General features: G+C 70.3%; 15 protein-coding genes. All 15 read right to left on the bottom strand.

The features are described 5' to 3' along the window. Nucleotide 1: 1 nt before the first annotated feature. The 15 genes from IXW21_RS04370 to IXW21_RS04300 all read right to left on the bottom strand — a co-directional run bounded on the left by IXW21_RS04370 (nucleotide 2) and on the right by IXW21_RS04300 (nucleotide 17,680). The gene (locus IXW21_RS04370; RefSeq protein WP_228528162.1) at nucleotides 2–1,465 is read right to left on the bottom strand and encodes an aldehyde dehydrogenase (NADP(+)); all 1,464 of its coding nucleotides are present in this window, start codon (nucleotides 1,463–1,465) and stop codon (nucleotides 2–4) included. Next, nucleotides 1,462–2,961, bottom strand: a complete 1,500-nt coding sequence (locus tag IXW21_RS04365; protein WP_194763045.1) for an NAD(P)/FAD-dependent oxidoreductase — start codon at nucleotides 2,959–2,961, stop codon at nucleotides 1,462–1,464. Before IXW21_RS04365 ends, IXW21_RS04370 begins: the two co-directional genes overlap by 4 nt. Further along, entirely contained in the window at nucleotides 2,954–3,415 is a 462-nt protein-coding gene (locus tag IXW21_RS18545; RefSeq protein ID WP_194763044.1) for a (2Fe-2S)-binding protein, read from the bottom strand. The genes IXW21_RS04365 and IXW21_RS18545 overlap by 8 nt, the downstream gene beginning before the upstream one ends. Then, the gene (locus IXW21_RS04355; protein ID WP_194763043.1) at nucleotides 3,412–4,578 is read right to left on the bottom strand and encodes an NAD(P)/FAD-dependent oxidoreductase; all 1,167 of its coding nucleotides are present in this window, start codon (nucleotides 4,576–4,578) and stop codon (nucleotides 3,412–3,414) included. Before IXW21_RS04355 ends, IXW21_RS18545 begins: the two co-directional genes overlap by 4 nt. Further along, nucleotides 4,578–5,282: a GntR family transcriptional regulator gene (locus IXW21_RS04350; protein ID WP_194763042.1), complete on the bottom strand. Its 705-nt coding sequence runs from the start codon at nucleotides 5,280–5,282 to the stop codon at nucleotides 4,578–4,580. Before IXW21_RS04350 ends, IXW21_RS04355 begins: the two co-directional genes overlap by 1 nt. Then, nucleotides 5,269–6,264: an ornithine cyclodeaminase family protein gene (locus IXW21_RS04345; RefSeq protein WP_194763041.1), complete on the bottom strand. Its 996-nt coding sequence runs from the start codon at nucleotides 6,262–6,264 to the stop codon at nucleotides 5,269–5,271. The genes IXW21_RS04350 and IXW21_RS04345 overlap by 14 nt, the downstream gene beginning before the upstream one ends. Further along, on the bottom strand, nucleotides 6,261–7,262 hold the full coding sequence (locus IXW21_RS04340) for a proline racemase family protein (RefSeq protein WP_194763040.1): 1,002 nt from the start codon (nucleotides 7,260–7,262) through the stop codon (nucleotides 6,261–6,263). The genes IXW21_RS04345 and IXW21_RS04340 overlap by 4 nt, the downstream gene beginning before the upstream one ends. 16 nt (nucleotides 7,263–7,278) lie before the next feature. Then, nucleotides 7,279–8,187, bottom strand: a complete 909-nt coding sequence (locus IXW21_RS04335; RefSeq protein WP_194763039.1) for a dihydrodipicolinate synthase family protein — start codon at nucleotides 8,185–8,187, stop codon at nucleotides 7,279–7,281. 109 nt (nucleotides 8,188–8,296) lie between these two features. Next, entirely contained in the window at nucleotides 8,297–11,206 is a 2,910-nt protein-coding gene (locus IXW21_RS04330; RefSeq protein ID WP_228528160.1) for a beta-L-arabinofuranosidase domain-containing protein, read from the bottom strand. After that, a complete protein-coding gene (locus IXW21_RS04325; RefSeq protein ID WP_194763038.1) occupies nucleotides 11,203–12,645 on the bottom strand; it encodes an aminopeptidase P family protein in 1,443 nt (480 codons plus the stop codon). Before IXW21_RS04325 ends, IXW21_RS04330 begins: the two co-directional genes overlap by 4 nt. Next, nucleotides 12,642–13,949, bottom strand: a complete 1,308-nt coding sequence (locus IXW21_RS04320; protein WP_194763037.1) for an alpha/beta fold hydrolase — start codon at nucleotides 13,947–13,949, stop codon at nucleotides 12,642–12,644. The genes IXW21_RS04325 and IXW21_RS04320 overlap by 4 nt, the downstream gene beginning before the upstream one ends. Continuing rightward, complete coding sequence (locus tag IXW21_RS04315) at nucleotides 13,946–14,842, bottom strand: ATP-binding cassette domain-containing protein (protein ID WP_194763036.1); 897 nt, start codon at nucleotides 14,840–14,842, stop codon at nucleotides 13,946–13,948. The genes IXW21_RS04320 and IXW21_RS04315 overlap by 4 nt, the downstream gene beginning before the upstream one ends. Beyond that, nucleotides 14,839–15,714: an ABC transporter ATP-binding protein gene (locus IXW21_RS04310; protein ID WP_194763035.1), complete on the bottom strand. Its 876-nt coding sequence runs from the start codon at nucleotides 15,712–15,714 to the stop codon at nucleotides 14,839–14,841. Before IXW21_RS04310 ends, IXW21_RS04315 begins: the two co-directional genes overlap by 4 nt. Beyond that, nucleotides 15,711–16,709 carry an ABC transporter permease gene (locus IXW21_RS04305; RefSeq protein ID WP_194763034.1) on the bottom strand — a complete coding sequence of 333 codons (999 nt, stop codon included), beginning with the start codon at nucleotides 16,707–16,709 and terminating at the stop codon, nucleotides 15,711–15,713. Before IXW21_RS04305 ends, IXW21_RS04310 begins: the two co-directional genes overlap by 4 nt. After that, the gene (locus IXW21_RS04300; RefSeq protein WP_194763033.1) at nucleotides 16,706–17,680 is read right to left on the bottom strand and encodes an ABC transporter permease; all 975 of its coding nucleotides are present in this window, start codon (nucleotides 17,678–17,680) and stop codon (nucleotides 16,706–16,708) included. The genes IXW21_RS04305 and IXW21_RS04300 overlap by 4 nt, the downstream gene beginning before the upstream one ends. Between the last annotated feature and the right edge of the window lie 2 nt (nucleotides 17,681–17,682).

The raw sequence follows: 17,682 nt of genomic DNA, 5'->3' as shown, positions 1-17,682 counted from the left end.
GTCAGGGCAGGACCAGGATGCCGTCGACCCGCCGCGCGATGCCGAGCGGGTTGCCCTCTTTCAGCGCATCCGGCAGCAGGCCCTGGGGCACGTTCTGGTAGGCGACCGGTCGCAGGAACCGCGTGATCGCGGCCATGCCCACCGAGGTCGTGCCGACCGCCGTCGTGGCGGGGTACGGTCCGCCGTGCTGCTGCGCCCAGGTCACCGAGACTCCGGTCGGCCACTGATTCCAGAGCACCCGCCCCGCCCGCTCCGACAGCTTGGGCAGCAGGTCGACGGCGATCTCGTCGTCGTCTTCACCGATGATCGTGGCGGTGAGCTGTCCTTCGAGGCGGTCGGCGATCTCGAGCAGTTCGCTCTCGTCGTCGTACGTCACGACGAGCGCTGCGGGGCCGAACATCTCGCTCATCAGGGTGTCCATCTCGGCGCGCAGCGTCTGGCTCGACGCGGCGAACAGCACGGCCGCGGGCGCGTCGGCTGCATCGTCCGCACCCGCACCGAGGGTGCGCACCCCGGCGACCCCGCTCGTCGAGGCGACCGACTCGCGGAACCCGCTCTCGATCCCGCCGTTCAGCAGCGGCGTCGCAGCCGGCAGCTGCTGGGCTTCGAGCTCCGCGACGAGCGACGATTCCGCCGGCACGAAGAGCACTCCGGGCTTGGTGCAGAGCTGCCCTGCGCTGCCGGTGACCGAGGCGACGAAGTCGCGGGCGATGCCGGCGGCATCCCGTTCGGCCGCGCGCCGCGTCACGAACGCGGGGTTGGTGCTGCCGAGCTCACCGTAGAACGGGATCGGCTCGGGCCGGCTCGCGGCGATGTCGAACAGGGCACGTCCACCGCGCACCGAACCGGTGAAAGCGGCAGCCTTGATGCCGGGGGCGCGCAGCGCGCGTACACCCGCCTCGGTGCCGTAGATCGTCTGGAAGAGACCCTCGGGTGCCCCCACCTCGGCGAGCGCATCGACCACGACGGCTGCCGTCGCCGCCGAGAGGTCGGGATGCCCGTGATGGGCCTTGAGCACCACGGCGTTGCCCGCGGCGAGCGCACTCACGGTGTCGCCCCCAGCGACGGAGAAGGCGAACGGGAAGTTGCTCGCGGCGAACACGAGCGTCGCCCCGATCGGCTCGAGCTGACGGCGCAGATCGGGGCGCGGGGCTCCCATCGGCCAGTCGGCGTCGGCGTGGTCGATGCGGGCGTCGAGCCAGAGCCCCTCGGGCAGCATCTCGGCGAACATGCGCAGTTGGAAGCTGGTGCGGCGCAGCTCGCCCCGCAGCCGCGCCTCGGCGAGGTGGGTCTCGCGCTGCGCGATCGGGATCAGTTCGTCGGCGTGCTGATCGAGAGCATCCGCCACGGCGTCGAGCGCCCGGGTGCGCTCCGCGATGATGGCGCGCTTCCACTGCTCCGAGGCGCTCGCGGCGCGGTCGATGATCTGGTCCACGTTGTCGTCAGACGTGTCGTGCATGGTCATGACTCCTCCTGGTTCGGGTGGTGCGGCACCAGCGCGGCGAGGTCGCCGAGCGAGACGGGCACGCCCACCTGTCGATTGGTCAAGGATTCGAGGGCGGGGGCGTCGACGACGCCTCCCGTGCCGGTGGCGACGAGCTTCGAGAGCGCGAATCCGCACACCCTCCCCTGACACAGACCCATTCCCGGGCGCGCGGTGACACGCACGTCTCTCGCGTCGTCGGCGCGGAGGCCGTCGACGGCGTCGGTCACTTCGGCCGCGGTGACCTCTTCGCACCGGCAGATGTGGGTGTCGGGGGTCAGCCACTCGTCCCACGCTTCGGGAACGGGGCTCGCCCGATGCATGCCGATCGCGAAGCGGCGTCCGCGCCGCAAGCGCCGGCGGTGCCGTGCCATGCGTCGCGGATCGGTCGAGAACCCCAGATCCTGCGCGACGGCTGCGCCCGCGAGCTCGCCCTCGGCGCAGGATGCGATGGCACCGCCGATGCCGGTGACCTCTCCGGCGGCGAAGACGAGACGATCCGACGAGCGCAGGTCGTCGTCGACGTCGATCACGAGCGATCCGTCGACGTCGATGCGGGTGCGCAGCCCGAGCCCGACGGCGAGCTCAAGCTGCGGGGTGAACCCCCAGCCGAACGCGACGAGATCGGCGGTCACGGTGCGCGACGACCCGGGACGCACCCGTCCTGCCCCGTCGACCCGCGCGAGCTCGACCTCTTTCGCCCGGCCGCTGCCGCGCACGGCGGTGACGACCGTGCGGGTGCGGAGCGGCACCCGGTGTCGCAGGAAGGTGGCGGCGTACTGCACGCCCTCCCACAGCTTGCCCGGCTCCTGCAGAGCACGCAGCGGGGTGGCCGCCCATCGCGAGAGCGCGTTGGCGTCGACCACCTCGACGACCTCGACCCCGGCTTCGGCGAGCCCGGCGGCGACCGAGAGCAGGAACGGCCCGGTGCCCGCGACCACGGCACGACGCCCGGCCCGCACCTGGTTGGCCTTGAGCATGGCCTGCACTCCGCCGGCGGCCATGACCCCGGGCAGCGTCCACCCGGGCACGGGCAGCTGGCGATCGTAGGCGCCGGTCGCGATCACGAGTCGTCGCGCCCAGGTGGTGCGCTCGGCGAGGGGCAGGCTGTCGGTGCCGGCGACCGAGCTGGTGCGCAGCGCCACCCGGTCGTCGAAGGCGTCGGTGCGCCACACCTGGCGCGCGGCGAGATGACGAAGGCGACCCGAGGCGACGGATGCCGCGAGCCGCTCGCGCAGGTCGGTGTAGTGCGCCCAGTCGTGATGACCGGTGTGCTCGGGCGCCGAGAACGCATCGCGATGACGCTCGTCGGGGTGACGCCAGTACTGCCCGCCGGTCTGCCGCCCGGCATCGATCAGCACGACCTGCAGGCCGTGCTCGGCCGCGACGACCGCGGCGCTCAGCCCCGCGGGGCCCGCGCCCACGACGGCGACATCGGCGAGAGACGGCTCGGATGCCGGGATGCTCTGCTCAGTCATGCGATTCCTCCGAACTCCGGCCGTCGGACAACGGCAGCTCCGACACCGGCAACTCCGACACCGGCAGCTCGGACACCGGCAACTCCGACACCGGCAACTCGGACACCGGCAACTCCGACACCGGCAGCGGCTCGTCCGGGTCGGCGCTGCGCACGTCCTGTCCTGCGCACGCCTCGACGAGGCATGCGCGCTGGCTGCGCACACCGTCGACCGTGACGAGGCAGTCGAAGCAGACCCCGATGCCGCAGAAGAGTCCGCGAGGAGCGTGGTCGCGACGCGTCGTGCGCCACGACACGATGCCGGCGCCCGCGAGGGCACCGCCGATCGTCTGCCCCGGGGTGAACGGCACGGGGGTGCCGTCGAAGTCGATGCTGGTGACGGATCCAGCACCGGAGCCAGCGCCTGACCCAGCACTGTTCACGGGGTCGGTGCCGTCGATGCGCGTGCGGGTCATGCGGCGACGAGCCCTTCGAGTCGTTCGGGGCGGAAGGGAGCCAAGTCGAGATCGGTCGCTTCCGACCGCAGCGCCTGCGAGAGCAGTTTGCCCGTGCCGACCGAGAGGCCGACTCCGGCGCCCTCGTGCCCGGCGGCGTGCCAGAGCCCGGGCATCCGAGCATCCTCTCCGATGGCCGGGAGGTGATCGGGGCAGTACGGGCGGAATCCGGAGTACGTGCGCTGCACACCCACGTCGCGTAGCGCCGGGAACAGGCCGAGACCGCTCGCGGCGATGCGGGCGACCGCCTCGGCCGAGAACGATCGGTCGAAACCGACGCGCTCGCGGCTGGCGCCGAGCAGGATCGTGCCGCTCGGAGTGCCCTCGACGACCGGCGAGACCTGCAGCCCGGCATCCGAGCTCGCGACGTCGCCGACGTATTCGGCGGCGTAGACCTTGTGATGCACCGTGATCGGCACCGGCTCGGTGACGAGCACGAATCCGCGTCGTGGCAGCACCGGCAGGTGCACGCCCGCGAGGGCGGCGACCTCACCGCTCCAGGGTCCGGCGCAGTTGACGACGGCTCCGGCCGAGATGCGCCCGATCGACGTGTCGACGCCCACGGCGCGACCGTGCTCGGTGAGGATGCCGTGCACCGAGGTGCGTGTGTGCAGCTCGGCGCCGTGCTCGACCGCGAGGCGCAGCAGGTGATGCGTCGCGAGCAGCGGCTGCACCTGGGCGTCGTCCGGGTAGAACGCGCCGCCGACGAGCGCGGGGTTGATGTAGGGCTCGACCTCGCGCAGCCCGGCGTTGTCGTCGATGATCTCGGCCCGGATGCCCAGCTCGCGCTGGTGCGCGACGAGCGCGGTGAGGCCCGCCATGCTCCCCGCGCTGCCGGCGACGACGAGACCGCCCTTGGACTCGAACTCCCACAGGCCGGCGTGCTCGGCGAGATCCTCGCGCCACACGCGCTGCGAGTACAGCGACAGCTCGAGCTCGGGTCCCACCTCTTTGTCGGAGACGAGGATGTTGCCCTCACAGCGGCTGCTGGTTCCCGAGGCGATCGAACCGCGCTCGATCACGACGGTTCGAAGGCCGGATGCCGCGGCGAAATACGCCGTCGCGGCACCGACGACCCCCGCCCCGACGATCACGACGTCGGCGCGTGCTGTCGATCGACCCACTAGCCGTTCGCCTCCGCGGGGTGGGGTTCGCCCACCGTGTGCCCCGACCAGTCGCCCTTCACGTGCTCGATGTGCGAGACCACGAGGTCGCGCGCACGCACCGCGTCTCGGTCCTCGATGGCATCCATGATCGTGTGGTGCTCCTTGGCCGAGCTCGTGAGATGACCGCGCTCGTACAGCTCGGCGAGACCGAAGAGGCGGGTCTGCGACCGCAGCGACTGGATCAGCTGCGTGAGCCTGGCGTTGCCCGCGTACTGCAGGATCGCCAGGTGGAAGTCGCTGTCGGCGCTCAGGTACTCGACCAGATCTCCCCTCTCGGCCGCCGCGACGATGTCGTCGGCCTTGCTGCGCAGCTCGGCGAACGCGCTCTCGGGGATCAGCGGCGTCGCCTTCTCGACGGCGGGCGGTTCGAGGAACAGGCGCAGCTCGGTCACCTCGGCGAGGTCGTGCGACGACACCTCGGTCACGCGGAAACCGCGGTTCGGCATCGCGACGACGAGCCCCTCGCGCACCAGGTCGAGCATCGCCTCGCGGATGGGCGTCGCGGAGGTGCCGAACTCCTCACCGAGACTCGGTGCCGAGTACACGCGGCCGGGCTGCATCTCACCGCTGATGATGGCGGATCGCAGGGCACGGGTGACCGTGTCGCGCACGCTGGGCTGCTTGCTGAGCCGCACGAGGCTGCGGGTGTCAGTTCCGGACATCTGTGTTCCCTCTCCGAGGCGATGCATCAGCGCTCTGCGCCGACCTCAGGATCCGCGCCACCACGGCGAGATCCTCCCAGCTCATCCCGACGCCCGTGTAGACCGCCGGTCGAGCCTCGCGGCGCACGAAGGCACCCGCCACCAACTCTCGCAGATTCGTCACGGGCTGCGCACCTGCCTGCCATTCGGCGAGGTCGCGGGCCTGCAGCAGGTTGCCGTTCTCGCGCAAGGCCGAGGCCCTCGCCTCGACGACCAGATCGGCATCCGTCACCAGATCGCCGGCGAGCTCGCGATGCGCGGTGCCGTGCGAGCCGATCGCCCCCACCACGGCGTGATCACCGACGTCACCGCGGCTCAGCACCGGGGTGCTCGACGAGGTCGCGGCGATGACGACGTCGGCGGCGCCGACCTCGTCGCGCGTCGCGGATGCCGCGCGGATGCCGCTCCCCCGAAGCCGCTCGACGAGTTGGGCCGCGCGGCCGGGAGTTCGGCCCACGATGCTCACGGCGCCCACCGGCATGAGGTCGACGAGCGTGCGCACGTGCGCCTCTGCCTGCGGACCCGACCCGATCACGGCGAGTGAGTCGATGCTCTCCTTCGCGCCGCGAGGGTCGGCCTGCAGCATCCCCCGGATCGCGACCGCCGTGACCGCGGGCGTGCGGAGGATGGTGAGGTGGGCTCCCTCGAGGATCGCGAGAGGGCTCAGCGTCTCGGCGTCGAAGACCAGGTACCAGGCCTGGATCTTCGGCAGCCCGAGGTCGGTGTTGTGCGGGGCGATCGTGACGACCTTGATGCCCGCGTGCTCGGGCGACTGGGTCGGCATGAGCAGGAACTCGCCGCTGTCGAGCGGGCTGAACAGGCGCGGGGCGTCCGATTCGATGTCGACGCCCTCGCGCAGCGCGGCCTCGATGGCGTCGACAGCACCACGGCGGTCGATCGCCGCGTCGATCTCCTCGACGCCGATGACGGGAACAGAGGTCACAGCACGAACCCCTGCGGGAAGGGATCGCTCGGGTCGAGCATGTACTGCGCAGTGCCGGTCACCCATGCCCGGCCGGTGATGGTCGGGATGACCGCCGGGATGCCGGCGACCTCGGTCGTCTCGACGAGGCGGCCGGTGAAGCTGGTGCCGATGAACGACTCGTTGACGAAGTCCTGATCCAGCGGCAGCTCTCCCCGCGCGTGCAGCTGCGCCATGCGGGCGCTCGTGCCCGTGCCGCAGGGCGACCGGTCGAACCAGCCGGGGTAGATGGCCATGGCGTGTCGCGAGTGCTGTGCGGTCGACCCCGGCGCCTTCAGGTAGACGTGGTGGCAGCCGCGGATGGTCGGGTCGATCGGATGCACCGGCTCGCCCTTCGCCTCGATGGCCTCCATGATGCTGAGGCCCGCCGCGAGCAGCTCGTCTTTGTGCGCGCGGTCGAACGGCAGCCCGACCTGCTCGAGCGAGACGATCGCATAGAAGTTGCCGCCGAACGCGAGGTCGTACTCGACGGCCCCGAGCCCCGGCACGTCGACGACCTGGTCGAGGGCGACGACGAACGAGGGCACGTTGCGCAGGGTGACACTGTCGGCGTGCCCGTCGGAGACCTGCACCTCGGCGATCACGAGGCCGGCCGGTGTGTCGAGGCGGATCGTGGTGACCGGCTCGACGACCGGGACCATGCCCGTCTCGACGAGCACGGTCGCCACACCGATCGTGCCGTGACCGCACATGGGCAGGCAGCCCGACACCTCGATGTAGAGCACGCCGAAGTCGGCATCCGGTCGCGTCGGCGGCTGCAGGATCGCACCGCTCATGGCGCTGTGTCCACGGGGCTCGTTCATCAGCAGCAGGCGCAGGTCATCGCTGTTCGCCATGAACCACTGCCGGCGCTCTTCCATCGTCGACCCCGGCATCACGCCGACGCCGCCGACGATCACACGCGTCGGCATCCCCTCGGTGTGGGAGTCGACGGCGTGGAAGACGCGTTGTGCTCGCATGAGATGTGTCTCCGGATCAGCGGTAGCCCTTGGCCAGAACGGCCTCGGTGTCGGCGATGATACGCGTGCGCACCTCGTCGGGAAGCGGCAGGCGCGGCGGGCGGGTCGTGATGCCGGCGGGCGCGACTCCCGCGACCTCCTGCGACAGCTTGATCGCCTGCACGAACCAGGTCTTCGAGTCCCAGCGCAGCAGCGGGTGCAGGTCGCGGTACATCTCGTGCGCCTTGGCCCAGCTGGCGGGGTCGCCCGAGGTCGACAGGTTGTAGAGCTCGACGGTGGATGCCGGGATGGCATTGGGGTAGCCGGCCACCCAGCCGACGGCGCCGTTGATGCCGAGCTCGAGCACGACGTCGTCGGAGCCGATCGAGATGTCGAGACCCGGTGCGAGCTCGCGGATCGCGTAGGCGTTGCGCACGTCGCCCGAGAACTCCTTGACCGAGACGATCAGGCCCTCGTCGAAGAGGCGCGCGAGCAGCTCGGGGCGCAGGTCGATCTTGGTGTCGATCGGGTTGTTGTAGGCGAGGATCGGCAGGCCCACGGCGGCGACGCGGCGGTAGTGGTCGACGACCTCGTCGTCGCTCGCCCGGTAGGCGTTCGGGGGCAGCAGCATGACGGCGGGTGCGCCGTGCTCGGCCGCATGCTCGGTGAAGCGCACGCTCTCCATCGCGCCGTAGGCACCGACACCGGGGATCACGGCCACATCCTCGGGCGACGCCTCGACGGCGGTGAGGTAGACCTGCTTGCGCTCTTCTTCGGTGAGCGTCTGGTACTCACCGAGCGAGCCGTTGGGGATGATGCCCGTCACGCCGTTGTCGGTCGTGAAGCGGACGTGCTCGGCGTAGGCGTCGTAGTTGACGGAGAAGTCCGGATTGATCGGCAGGGTCGTGGCGAGATTGACGCCGTGCCAGGGCTTCTTTTCGGTCATGAGTCAGAACTCCTGTGCTTACGGCGCCCCTCGGCACCAGGGTGAGTGGTGAGTACAATTGCAATGTTAGTGGTCGAGGCTGGTCCTGTCCACGACCCGCGTCGATTCATCACGAGGCGTCTCCCCGAGGCGGCAGAATCAGCCTCTGACGAGCCTCTTCGTTGCCCGCGCGATCGGTCGCCGCGAACTCGATGATCTGCTCCTCGTCGCTGAGCGCACGCACGAACGCCTCCTGGAACGTCGCCCAGAACGTGCCGGGCCCCTCCCACTGGATACGCTCGACCCCCGACACCTCGTCGGTCGCCGTCAGAGTGATCTCGACGCTCGATCCGAGTCGGCGCACGGTCGCCTGCGATACCGGCGCACCCGTGTCGACGGCCACCTCGCGCGACGCATGGCCCGTCGCCCCCGAGGCATCCGTCGCTCGCGCGCGCACCCGGTGCTCGCCGTCACCGGGCAGCGGGAACGGCGCCGTGTACGGCATCCAGTCGCCCTCGCCCAGCGACACCTCGACGCGCAGACCAGCGGAACCCGTGGCACCGGAGAGGTCGTCGGCGGTCACGGTGATCATCGGGACCTCGGTGAACCAGCCCGAGGGTGCGGGCAGGACTCCGGTCGTGATCGCGACGGCCGGGGCGATCGCCGCCGCGGCGAGCGCAGGGGGCACGATCCAGTCGACCACGCGGATGCCGTCGGCATCGACGCTCTCACGCCAGGTCACCGCCGCCGTGTCACCGGATGCTTCACCTGAGTCCGTATCGCTCTCGAGCACCGCACCGCCTGGGTGCACACCGAGGCCGTCGACGTCGGCCGTGACGGCGGCGCGCAGCACCTCGACGAGCTCGTCCTGCGAGAGCAGCCCATCGCGGCGAGCCGCGGCGGCGGTCGCAGCGACCCGGTCGAGGAACTCGGCGCGCGTCTGGGGCAGGGGCTCGCGCCACACGTCGTCGAGCAGCGAGGTTCCGTCGTGCCGCACGCGCACCGGCACCTCGGTCTCGGCGCCGACGAACCCGATGCGAGCTCCTGCCGCGCGCACGTACATGTGATACCGCTCGTCGCTGCCTGTCCAGATCGGCTCGAACCGCACGCCGTCGATGTGCACGGCGCCGTCGGCGCGCAGCGCGGCTTCGACCGCATCCGCCGAATCGGTGCCGGAGGGCGCGGAAAAGACATCGGCGCGCACCGAGCCGTCGAGTCGGCGCCGCTGGGCGAGCGGAAGGTCGAGGGCGGTCGTCGCCGCCGATCGCGCGACCAGCACCGAGGGTCCGAACTCGATCGACTGCAGGGTCGGGTCGTCGGGCGTCGACACGGCTCGCAGCGCCGAGCGCGTCTCGATGCGCAGCACCTCGCCCGAGGTCCACGGCCGGCGCACCACCAGGTAGCCGTCGTCGAGCGCGGCGGTGATCGTCTCGTCGCCGACCCTCAGGCTCGGTATGCCGACGGTCCACTCGGGAACACGGATGCGGAGCGTCAGCGGGGTGCCGTCGACGAAGTCGTCGTCGCCGTCGATGCGCAGCTCGGTCACGCCGCCGAGCGGCTGCGTGGTCTGCATTCGCACCGTCGCGTGCTGCTCGCGCCAGTCGAGCGTCGCGGGCACGAAGAACGAGACCCACAGCTCGGCATCCGCAGACGTGAAGAAGATCGTGTCCTGGTATTTGACGTGGTTCTCGAGTCCGGTGCCGCCGCAGCAGGTGCCGATGTTGTCGAACTCGGCGACCGTGCCCGGGTTCACCGGGAACATGTAGGCGACCTCGGGGCTCGTGTCGGAGTCGACATCGCGGCGCGAGGCGAGGATGTGATTCAGCACCCCGCGCTCGTAATAGGCCATGAATCGCGCCTCGCGGGTGAGGGCGAACAGGTGCCGCGCGATCTTGAGCAGGTTGTAGGTGGCGCAGGTCTCGGCGTTGCGGTGACCGATGTCGCCCGCGACCGTGTTCGGTGGTCCCCACAGTTCGCTCTCGCCGGTGCCGCCGTGCGCGAAGGTGCGACCGGGCACGATCTGATCCCAGAGGCCCAGCACCGCGTCGAGGTAGCGGCGCTCGCCGGTGAGGTCGTATTCGTGCAGGTATCCGATGAGCTGTGGCAGGTGCTGGTTCGCGTGCATGTCGGTGAGCACGTCACGACGCTCGGCGCCGGCCGCGAGCAGGTCGTCCTGGTCGAAGAGCCGAGCGACGTCGAGGAAGAGCGGCTCATCGGCGACGACGCTCAGCCGGGCCATCGTCTCGTTCATGCCGCCGTACTCGCCGGCGATGTACAGCGACCACATGCGCTGGATGCGCTCGTGATCGAGCCGCGTCAGTCGATGCGCCACCCAGTGGCCCATCGACGCGGCGATCTCGCGCGCCTCGACGTTGCCGGTCAGCTCGTAGGCGTCGAGCAGGCCCGCCATGATCTTGTGGGTCGTGTAATACGGCGCCCAGATCTCGCCGTAGGGCGCGTAGTCCTCGAGGCGGGAGAACTGCCATTCGCCGTAGGCGGCGAGAAAGCCCGGGTGCGAGTAGCGGCCGGTCGCGGCGAGCGCACGCTGCACGTCGCCGAGTCCTGCGACGAACTCGTCGACCTTGGCGCGCAGCGTCTCGTCGCGCTCCCCCGCGTAGGCGAGCGACAGCATCGACAGGAAGTGACCGGCGTAGTGCCCGCGCAGCAGGTTCGCCGTCTGCGCGCTCTCGCGCCCGGGATAGTCGTGCTCGCCCCAGGCCTGCTCACGCGGGTGTCCGAAGTCCTCCCAGTTGCCGGGAGCCAGCGCATCGCGGGTGTCGAGCCCGGCGTTCGCGCGGAAGACGGCCAGCAGCCGATCGACCGGGTACACGCGCGCCAGGTGCAGCATCTGGTTCTTCGCCCGCGCGAAGACGCTGTCGTCGCCGATGCGCACGCGGTCGAGCGGGAACGGGCGCAGCTGGGCTGAGGAGAGGATGCCGGTGGCCGACGGGTACTCGTCAGAACGAGCACCCGCATTCCCCGCGACCGCCGCGCTCCCCGTCACCGCGGCGTCCCACGCCATCGCATTGCCCCGGGTCATCGCGCGGCCCGGTGCCGCTGCGTCCACTCCTCGACACCCGCGGCGTCGATGGGCAGGCCGTCGGAGAGCACCTCGGATCCGGTGGGCGTGACGAGGATGTCGTCTTCGAGGCGCACGCCGATGCCGCGCAGCTCGGGCGGCAGCGTGAGGTCGTGGGTATGGAAGTAGAGGCCCGGCTCGACCGTCATCACGACGCCCGGCTCGAGGTCCGCACCCATGTAGTCCTCGTAGTGCGCCTGACTGCAGTCGTGCACGTCGAGGCCGAGGTGATGGCCGATGCCGCAGGCGAGGTAGCGGCGATGCTGCTGTCCCTCGGGCGACAGCGCCTCGTCGACCGAGACCGGCAGCAGGCCCCAGTCGTGCAGGCCCTGGGCCACGACCTGCATCGAGGCGAAGTGGAAGTCGAGGTAGGGCGTGCCGGGCCGGATCTGCGCGAGCCCCGCGCGGTGCGCCTTCTCGACGAGGTCGTGCACCTCGCGCTGCGCCGCACTGAACGTGCCCTCGGCGGGCACCGTGCGCGTGACGTCGGCGGTGTAGAGCGAGCGGGCCTCGACCCCCATGTCGAGCAGCAGCGCCTGGTCGGGGTGGATCGGGCCGTCGCAGCGCACCCAGTGCAGGATCGGCGCGTGCGAACCCGAGCCGACGATCGTCGAGTATCCGGGTCCGTTGCCGTGCGTGCGGGCGTGGCGGTCGAACGTGCCCTGCAGCCAGCGCTCGCCCAGGCCGTCAGAGATCGCGCGCGGGATCTCGGCGGCCACGGCGGCGAAGCCCGCGACGGTCGCGTCGATCGCCAGCCGCAGCTGACCGATCTCCCACTCGTCCTTGATCATGCGCAGGCGCGAGAGGGTGCGCTCGACATCGGCCGAGACCTCGAGGCCGTGTTCGGCGGCCAGCGCCGCGGCCGAGCGGGCGGCGAGCGCGCCGCGCAGGTCGGCGGCGCGGGCGGGCAGTGCGTCGAGGGGCTCGACCGTCACCTGCAGCTCGTCGGCCCATTCCGCGAGGCCGGCCGACGGGCCGACCCAGAGCTCACCGTGCAGTGCGTTGCTGAAGAAGCCGTCGTCGCCGGGGCGGAACGGCGCGGGCATGTAGAGCACGGCGTCGTGGCCGCCCGGTCGCGCCCACATCACCAGGGTCGCGTCCTCGGTCTGACAGCCGGTCGCCCACACGAAGCTGCTGTCGGCGCGGAAGCCGTACGACGAGTCGTCGTTGCGCACCGGGGCGATGCCCGAGCTCAGCACCAGGGTCTGCCCGGGCATCGCTGCGCTCAGGCGCTCGCGGTGCTCGGCCGCGGCCTGGGCCGTGCCGGCCGGCAGATCGGGGCGTGTGGGCACCTCGTCCCAGCCCTGCGCGATGAACTCGCGGAAGGCGGGGATCTGAGCCAGCCTCGGGTAACGGGTTCCCGCATACGGCGGGCGTGATCCGGTGGTCGTGTCGCTCATGCGCGCTCTCCTCCGCGGTCTCGGACGAGTTCTCTCAGGCGCGTCAGCGTGCGGCCCGATCCGATCCCGTCGTGTTCGTATTCGTTGGTCACCCAGTACTGCGAGTTGCCGACGCCCGCGAGCGTCTGCAGCTGCAGACCGGAGTCGACGTACATGTCGTCGAAGTAGACGACCGCAGCCACCGGCACCTCGTTGCTCTGCAGAGCCGCGGCGTCATAGAGCGGCGACCAGTCGGTCTTCGCGGCGAGCTGGTCGACGGCGGTGCGGAACCCGCGCAGCAGGCGCACCTCGTCGAACATCCACGGGAACGCCATCTCGCCGGTGAACAGCAGCGGCCGGCGGGCCTCGTCGAACCGCGGGCGCCGCTCGCGCTCGGCCTGCGCCGCCCACGCGGTCGCGCCGCTCTGCTCGTCGCCGTAGATCGATTCCTGCAGAGTCCAGAAGAGCGGGTTGCCGGCGCTCGAGGACAGCGCCATCACGTCCTGCAGAAAGCCCGTCGACAGCTCACCGGGGCGCACGAACGCCTTCTCGACGAGCCAGTGCAGGCGCTCGAAACCCGGCTTCATGCCGAAGTCGATGCCCAGCGACTGCCAGCGCCTGACCGTCAGCAGGTCGCCGTCGGGCAGACGCACATCGCCCGCGGCCAGCCGGTCGGCGATGCGCGCGACGGCGGCCTCGTCGTCGGGAAAGCGCCGGTAGAACTCGGCCGTCTTGGCCTCCACCCGGTCGAACGTGCGTCGGTAGACCTCGCTCGCCCGCGGGGGCATGCCGGGCACTCCGCCGCAGATGTAGCTCGCCGTCAGCCCCTCGGGGGCGAACGACAGGTAGGTCATCGTGATCCAGCCGCCGAAGCTCTGTGCCAGGGTCGCCCAGCGACGCCCGTCGTAGAGCGAGGTGCGCACGTGCTCGAGGTCGCGCACGATCGAGTCGGCGCGGAAGCACGCGAGGTACTCGCCGCCCGCATCGCCGCGCTCGGCGACGATCGCGGCATCCACCGGCGTGCTCTGCCCGGTGCCACGCTGGTCGACGAGCACGACGCGGTAGTCGCTCAGCGCCTCGTCGATCCAGCCGTCACGCCCGAGAGGGCGCGGGTTCGCACCGCCGGGTCCGCCCTGCAGGTAGGTCAGCAGCGGACGGTCGGCGGTGTCGGATGCCGGGTCGACGAGTTCGCGCACGAAGAGCTCGATGGTCTCGCCGTCGGGGGCGTGCCAGTCGAGCGGTGCCGTCGTGCGGTACTCGCGGACGCGGATGCCGGGCAGCATGTACTGCGCCGTCGGGGTGGCGGTCGTCGTCGTGCGGGTCATCGGGTCTCCTCCGTGCTCGAGGCGGCGGCGACAGCATCCGGGTTCTGACCTGCACGCGCCGCCTCGGCCGTGCGGCGCCGAGCATCCCACTCGGGATTGATGCGCGGCACGGCCTGCAGCAGCGTCTTCGTGTACTCATGCTCGGGTCGCTCGAAGATCTCGTCGCGCATGCCGGTCTCGACGATCGCGCCCTGCGACATCACGGCCACGCGGGTCGCGATCTGCCGTACGACCGCGAGGTCGTGCGCGATGAAGAGGTAGCCGAAGCCCTCGTCGGACTGCAGGTCGCGCAGCAGGTTGATGACCTGCGCCTGCACCGACACGTCGAGAGCCGAGACGGCCTCGTCGCAGATGACGAGCTTGGGTCGCACGGCCAGCGCCCTCGCGATGCCGATGCGCTGCGCCTGACCGCCCGAGAACTGCGAGGCATAGCGCTCGGAGTGCATCGGGTTGAGGCCCACGCGCTCCATGAGCTCGCGGGTGAAGGCGCGCGCGCCGCCGGGGATCTTGCGTCCCTGATACACGAGCGGCGCCGTCACCAGACGCTCGACGGTGTGCTTGGGGTTCAGCGACGAGTACGGGTCCTGGAAGATCACCTGCACCGCGCCGCGGAACTCCCGCAGCTCCGAGCCCTTCGCGCGGGTGACGTCGGCGCCCTCGAACTCGAGCGTGCCGCTGGTGGCATCCATCAGGCGGGCGACGAGTCGCGCGGTGGTCGACTTGCCCGAGCCCGACTCGCCGACCACGGCGAGCGTCTCGCCGCGGTGCACCTCGAGAGAGACGTTGTCGACGGCACGGAAGGTCTTCGACTTTCCGAGCGGCCCTGCCGAGCCCGTGGCGAACTCCTTCACCAGGTCGGTGCCGCGGAACAGGGGTGTCGTGGTGTTTGTCATGCGCTTCTCCCGTCCTGCACGGTGATCTCGGTCGTGCGCAGCACGCCGATCTCGTCGTCGATGCGCGGCACGGCGTCGAGCAGACGCCGGGTGTAGTCGGCCTGCGGGTCGCTGAAGACCTGCTCGACCGCGCCGCGTTCGACGGTCTCGCCCGCGCGCATCACGACGATCTGGTCGGTGACCTCGCTCACGACGGCGAGGTCGTGGGTGATGAGGATGAGTCCCGCGCCGGTCTCGGCGCGGATCTCGTCGAGCAGGTCGAGGATCTGCGCCTGCACCGTCACGTCGAGCGCGGTGGTCGGCTCGTCGGCGATGATCAGGTCGGGTTCCATGCTCAGCGCCATGGCGATCATGATGCGCTGGCGCATGCCGCCCGAGAACTGATGCGGGTAATGGTCGACGCGACGGGCGGCGTCGCGGATGTGCACCCGCTCCATCGCCTCGATCGCGACCGCGCGCGCCTGCTTGCGCGAGACTCCGCTGCGGTGCGACAGATACGCCTCGGCGATCTGCGTGCCGACCTTGTAATAGGGGTTCAGCGACGAGAGCGGGTCCTGGAAGATCATCGCGATGCGGTCACCGCGGATGCGACGCTTCTCGCGTTCCGGCATCCCGATCAGTTCCGAGCCGTCGAACCGCACCGACCCGGTGGCGGTGCCGCCCTTGGGCAGCAGGCCCATGATCGCGAGGCTCGTCATCGACTTGCCCGATCCCGATTCGCCGACGATGCCGAGCGCGCCGCCCCGCGGCACGTCGAACTCGAGGTTCTTCACGACGCTGACCGGGCCCCGGGCCGTGCGGAACGAGACCGTGAGGTCGCGCACCGACAGCAGCGGGCCGGTGTTCGAGGTCGTGTTCTCGGTGTCGGTCATGCGGTGGCCCCCGTCCGGACGCGCGGATCGATCGCGGTGTACAGCAGGTCGACGACCATGTTGCCGATGATCACGAAGAACGCCGACAGCAGGGTGACGGCCATGATGACGGGCTGGTCGTTGGCGGTGATCGAATCGGCGGTGAGCTTGCCGACGCCGTTCAGGCCGAACACCGTCTCGGTGATCACGGCGCCGCCGAGCAGGCCCGCGACATCCATTCCGAAGATCGTGACGATCGGGGTCAGCGCCGGACGCAGCGCGTGACGGCGCCAGACGAGCCCCGGCTGCAGACCCTTCGCCCGCGCGGTGCGCACGAAGTTCTCCTGCAGGGTGTCGATCACGTTCGCGCGGGTGAGGCGCGTGTAGACCGCCGCATAGCCGACCGCCAGGACTATCCACGGGAGGATGAAGTTGAGGAACCACTGCACCGGGTCATCCGAGAACTTCACGGCCTGCGGGAACGGCAGCCAGCCGAGCGCCACCACGAAGATGAACTGCAGCGCGAGCGCGAGCACGTAGTTCGGGATCGACATCGAGCCGAGCGTCAGCCCGGCGAAGAACCGGTCGAGGAACTTGCCCTCCTTCACCGCGCTGAGCACACCGGCCACGACACCGCCGAGCAGCCACAGGATGGCCGCGCCGATCGCGATGGTCGCGGTGATGGGCAGGCGCTGCACGATCATGTCGCCGACCAGCTGGCTGGTCTGGAACGAGTAGCCGAGGCACGGGGCCGCGCACTCGACCGCGGCACCGGCGACCATGAAGGTGCGGCCGGTGAACAGGCCGCCGACGTAGCCCCAGAACTGGGTCCAGAAGGGCTGGTCCAGGCCGAGGTTCAGGCGAATCTGCTCGATGCGCTCGGGCGTGCAGTTCTTGCCGCAGATCTGCACGGCAGGATCCGCCGAGAGCAGGAAGAAGATCGCGTAGGTGAACAGAGTCACCAGGAACAGCACGACGAGCATGCCGAGCAGGCGTGAGCCGACGATGCGGATCATGAGCGGGCCTCCCCACTGGTGGCGATGGTGCGGATGCGGTCGCCGAGGGTCGTGAACGACAGCACCAGGAGGAAGAGGAACGCGCCGGGGATCACGAAGTACATCGGGTCGACGGCGTACCAGGGGGTCGCCGCGGCGATCATCTGGCCCCAGCTGGGAGTCGGCGGAACCACACCGACGCCGAGGAACGAGAGCCCCGCTTCGGTGCCGATGTAGCCGGGCACCGCGAGGGTCGCCATGACGATGATCGTCGACTGCAGGTTGGGCAGAATCTCGCGGAAGATGATGCGCACGCTGGTCGCACCGGATGCCTTGGCGGCCTCGACGAACTCGCGCTCCTTGAGCGAGAGGGTCTGCGAGCGCACGATGCGGGCGAGGTAGGGCCAGCCGAAGAGCGAGATGACGACCACGAGCAGGAAGACGCGGTTGTCGGCGGGGAGTGCCGAGAGGATCGCGATCATGAAGATGAGGGCGGGGAACGCCATCAGGAACTCCATGACGCGGGAGATCACGAGATCGATGAGTCCGCCGAAGTAGCCGGCGAGCAGGCCCATCACGACGCCGATCACCGTGGTGAGGAGCGTCGCCGAGAGGGCGACCGTCATCGAGACGCGGGCACCGTAGGCGATGCGGGCGAAGATGTCGCGACCGCTGCCGGGCTCGACGCCGAACCAGTGCTCGGCGCTGATGCCGCCGAAGGGTCCGATCGGGATGGCACCGAGGTTCGGGTCGATCGCCGACTGGTCGAACTGGTACGGGCCCCATCCGCTCAGCATCGTCAGCAGCGGCGCGAAGATCGCCATCAGGATGATGAGCAGGATGTAGGCGCTGGAGAGCATGGCTCCCCAGTCGGTCAGGAACGCGCGAAGCAGCCGCCGGCCAGAGGCCGGGGGTGACTCCAGTGTCGTTTCGAGACTGGAGTCCCCCGCCGGCGTGGCTTCGGACTCGAGCGATGTCGAGCTGAAGGTCATGC

Origin of the sequence: Microbacterium sp. UFMG61 (assembly GCF_015354505.1) — a bacterium.
GTDB lineage: Bacteria > Actinomycetota > Actinomycetes > Actinomycetales > Microbacteriaceae > Microbacterium.
This window is presented reverse-complemented; position numbering and strand designations above follow the sequence as displayed.

Coding starts and splice junctions, on each gene's coding strand:
- IXW21_RS04370 (WP_228528162.1), bottom strand. CDS start 1,465: ATGACCATGCACGACACGTCTGACGACAACGTGGACCAGATCATCGAC.
- IXW21_RS04365 (WP_194763045.1), bottom strand. CDS start 2,961: ATGACTGAGCAGAGCATCCCGGCATCCGAGCCGTCTCTCGCCGATGTC.
- IXW21_RS18545 (WP_194763044.1), bottom strand. CDS start 3,415: ATGACCCGCACGCGCATCGACGGCACCGACCCCGTGAACAGTGCTGGG.
- IXW21_RS04350 (WP_194763042.1), bottom strand. CDS start 5,282: ATGTCCGGAACTGACACCCGCAGCCTCGTGCGGCTCAGCAAGCAGCCC.
- IXW21_RS04340 (WP_194763040.1), bottom strand. CDS start 7,262: ATGCGAGCACAACGCGTCTTCCACGCCGTCGACTCCCACACCGAGGGG.
- IXW21_RS04335 (WP_194763039.1), bottom strand. CDS start 8,187: ATGACCGAAAAGAAGCCCTGGCACGGCGTCAATCTCGCCACGACCCTG.
- IXW21_RS04330 (WP_228528160.1), bottom strand. CDS start 11,206: ATGACCCGGGGCAATGCGATGGCGTGGGACGCCGCGGTGACGGGGAGC.
- IXW21_RS04325 (WP_194763038.1), bottom strand. CDS start 12,645: ATGAGCGACACGACCACCGGATCACGCCCGCCGTATGCGGGAACCCGT.
- IXW21_RS04320 (WP_194763037.1), bottom strand. CDS start 13,949: ATGACCCGCACGACGACGACCGCCACCCCGACGGCGCAGTACATGCTG.
- IXW21_RS04315 (WP_194763036.1), bottom strand. CDS start 14,842: ATGACAAACACCACGACACCCCTGTTCCGCGGCACCGACCTGGTGAAG.
- IXW21_RS04310 (WP_194763035.1), bottom strand. CDS start 15,714: ATGACCGACACCGAGAACACGACCTCGAACACCGGCCCGCTGCTGTCG.
- IXW21_RS04305 (WP_194763034.1), bottom strand. CDS start 16,709: ATGATCCGCATCGTCGGCTCACGCCTGCTCGGCATGCTCGTCGTGCTG.
- IXW21_RS04300 (WP_194763033.1), bottom strand. CDS start 17,680: ATGACCTTCAGCTCGACATCGCTCGAGTCCGAAGCCACGCCGGCGGGG.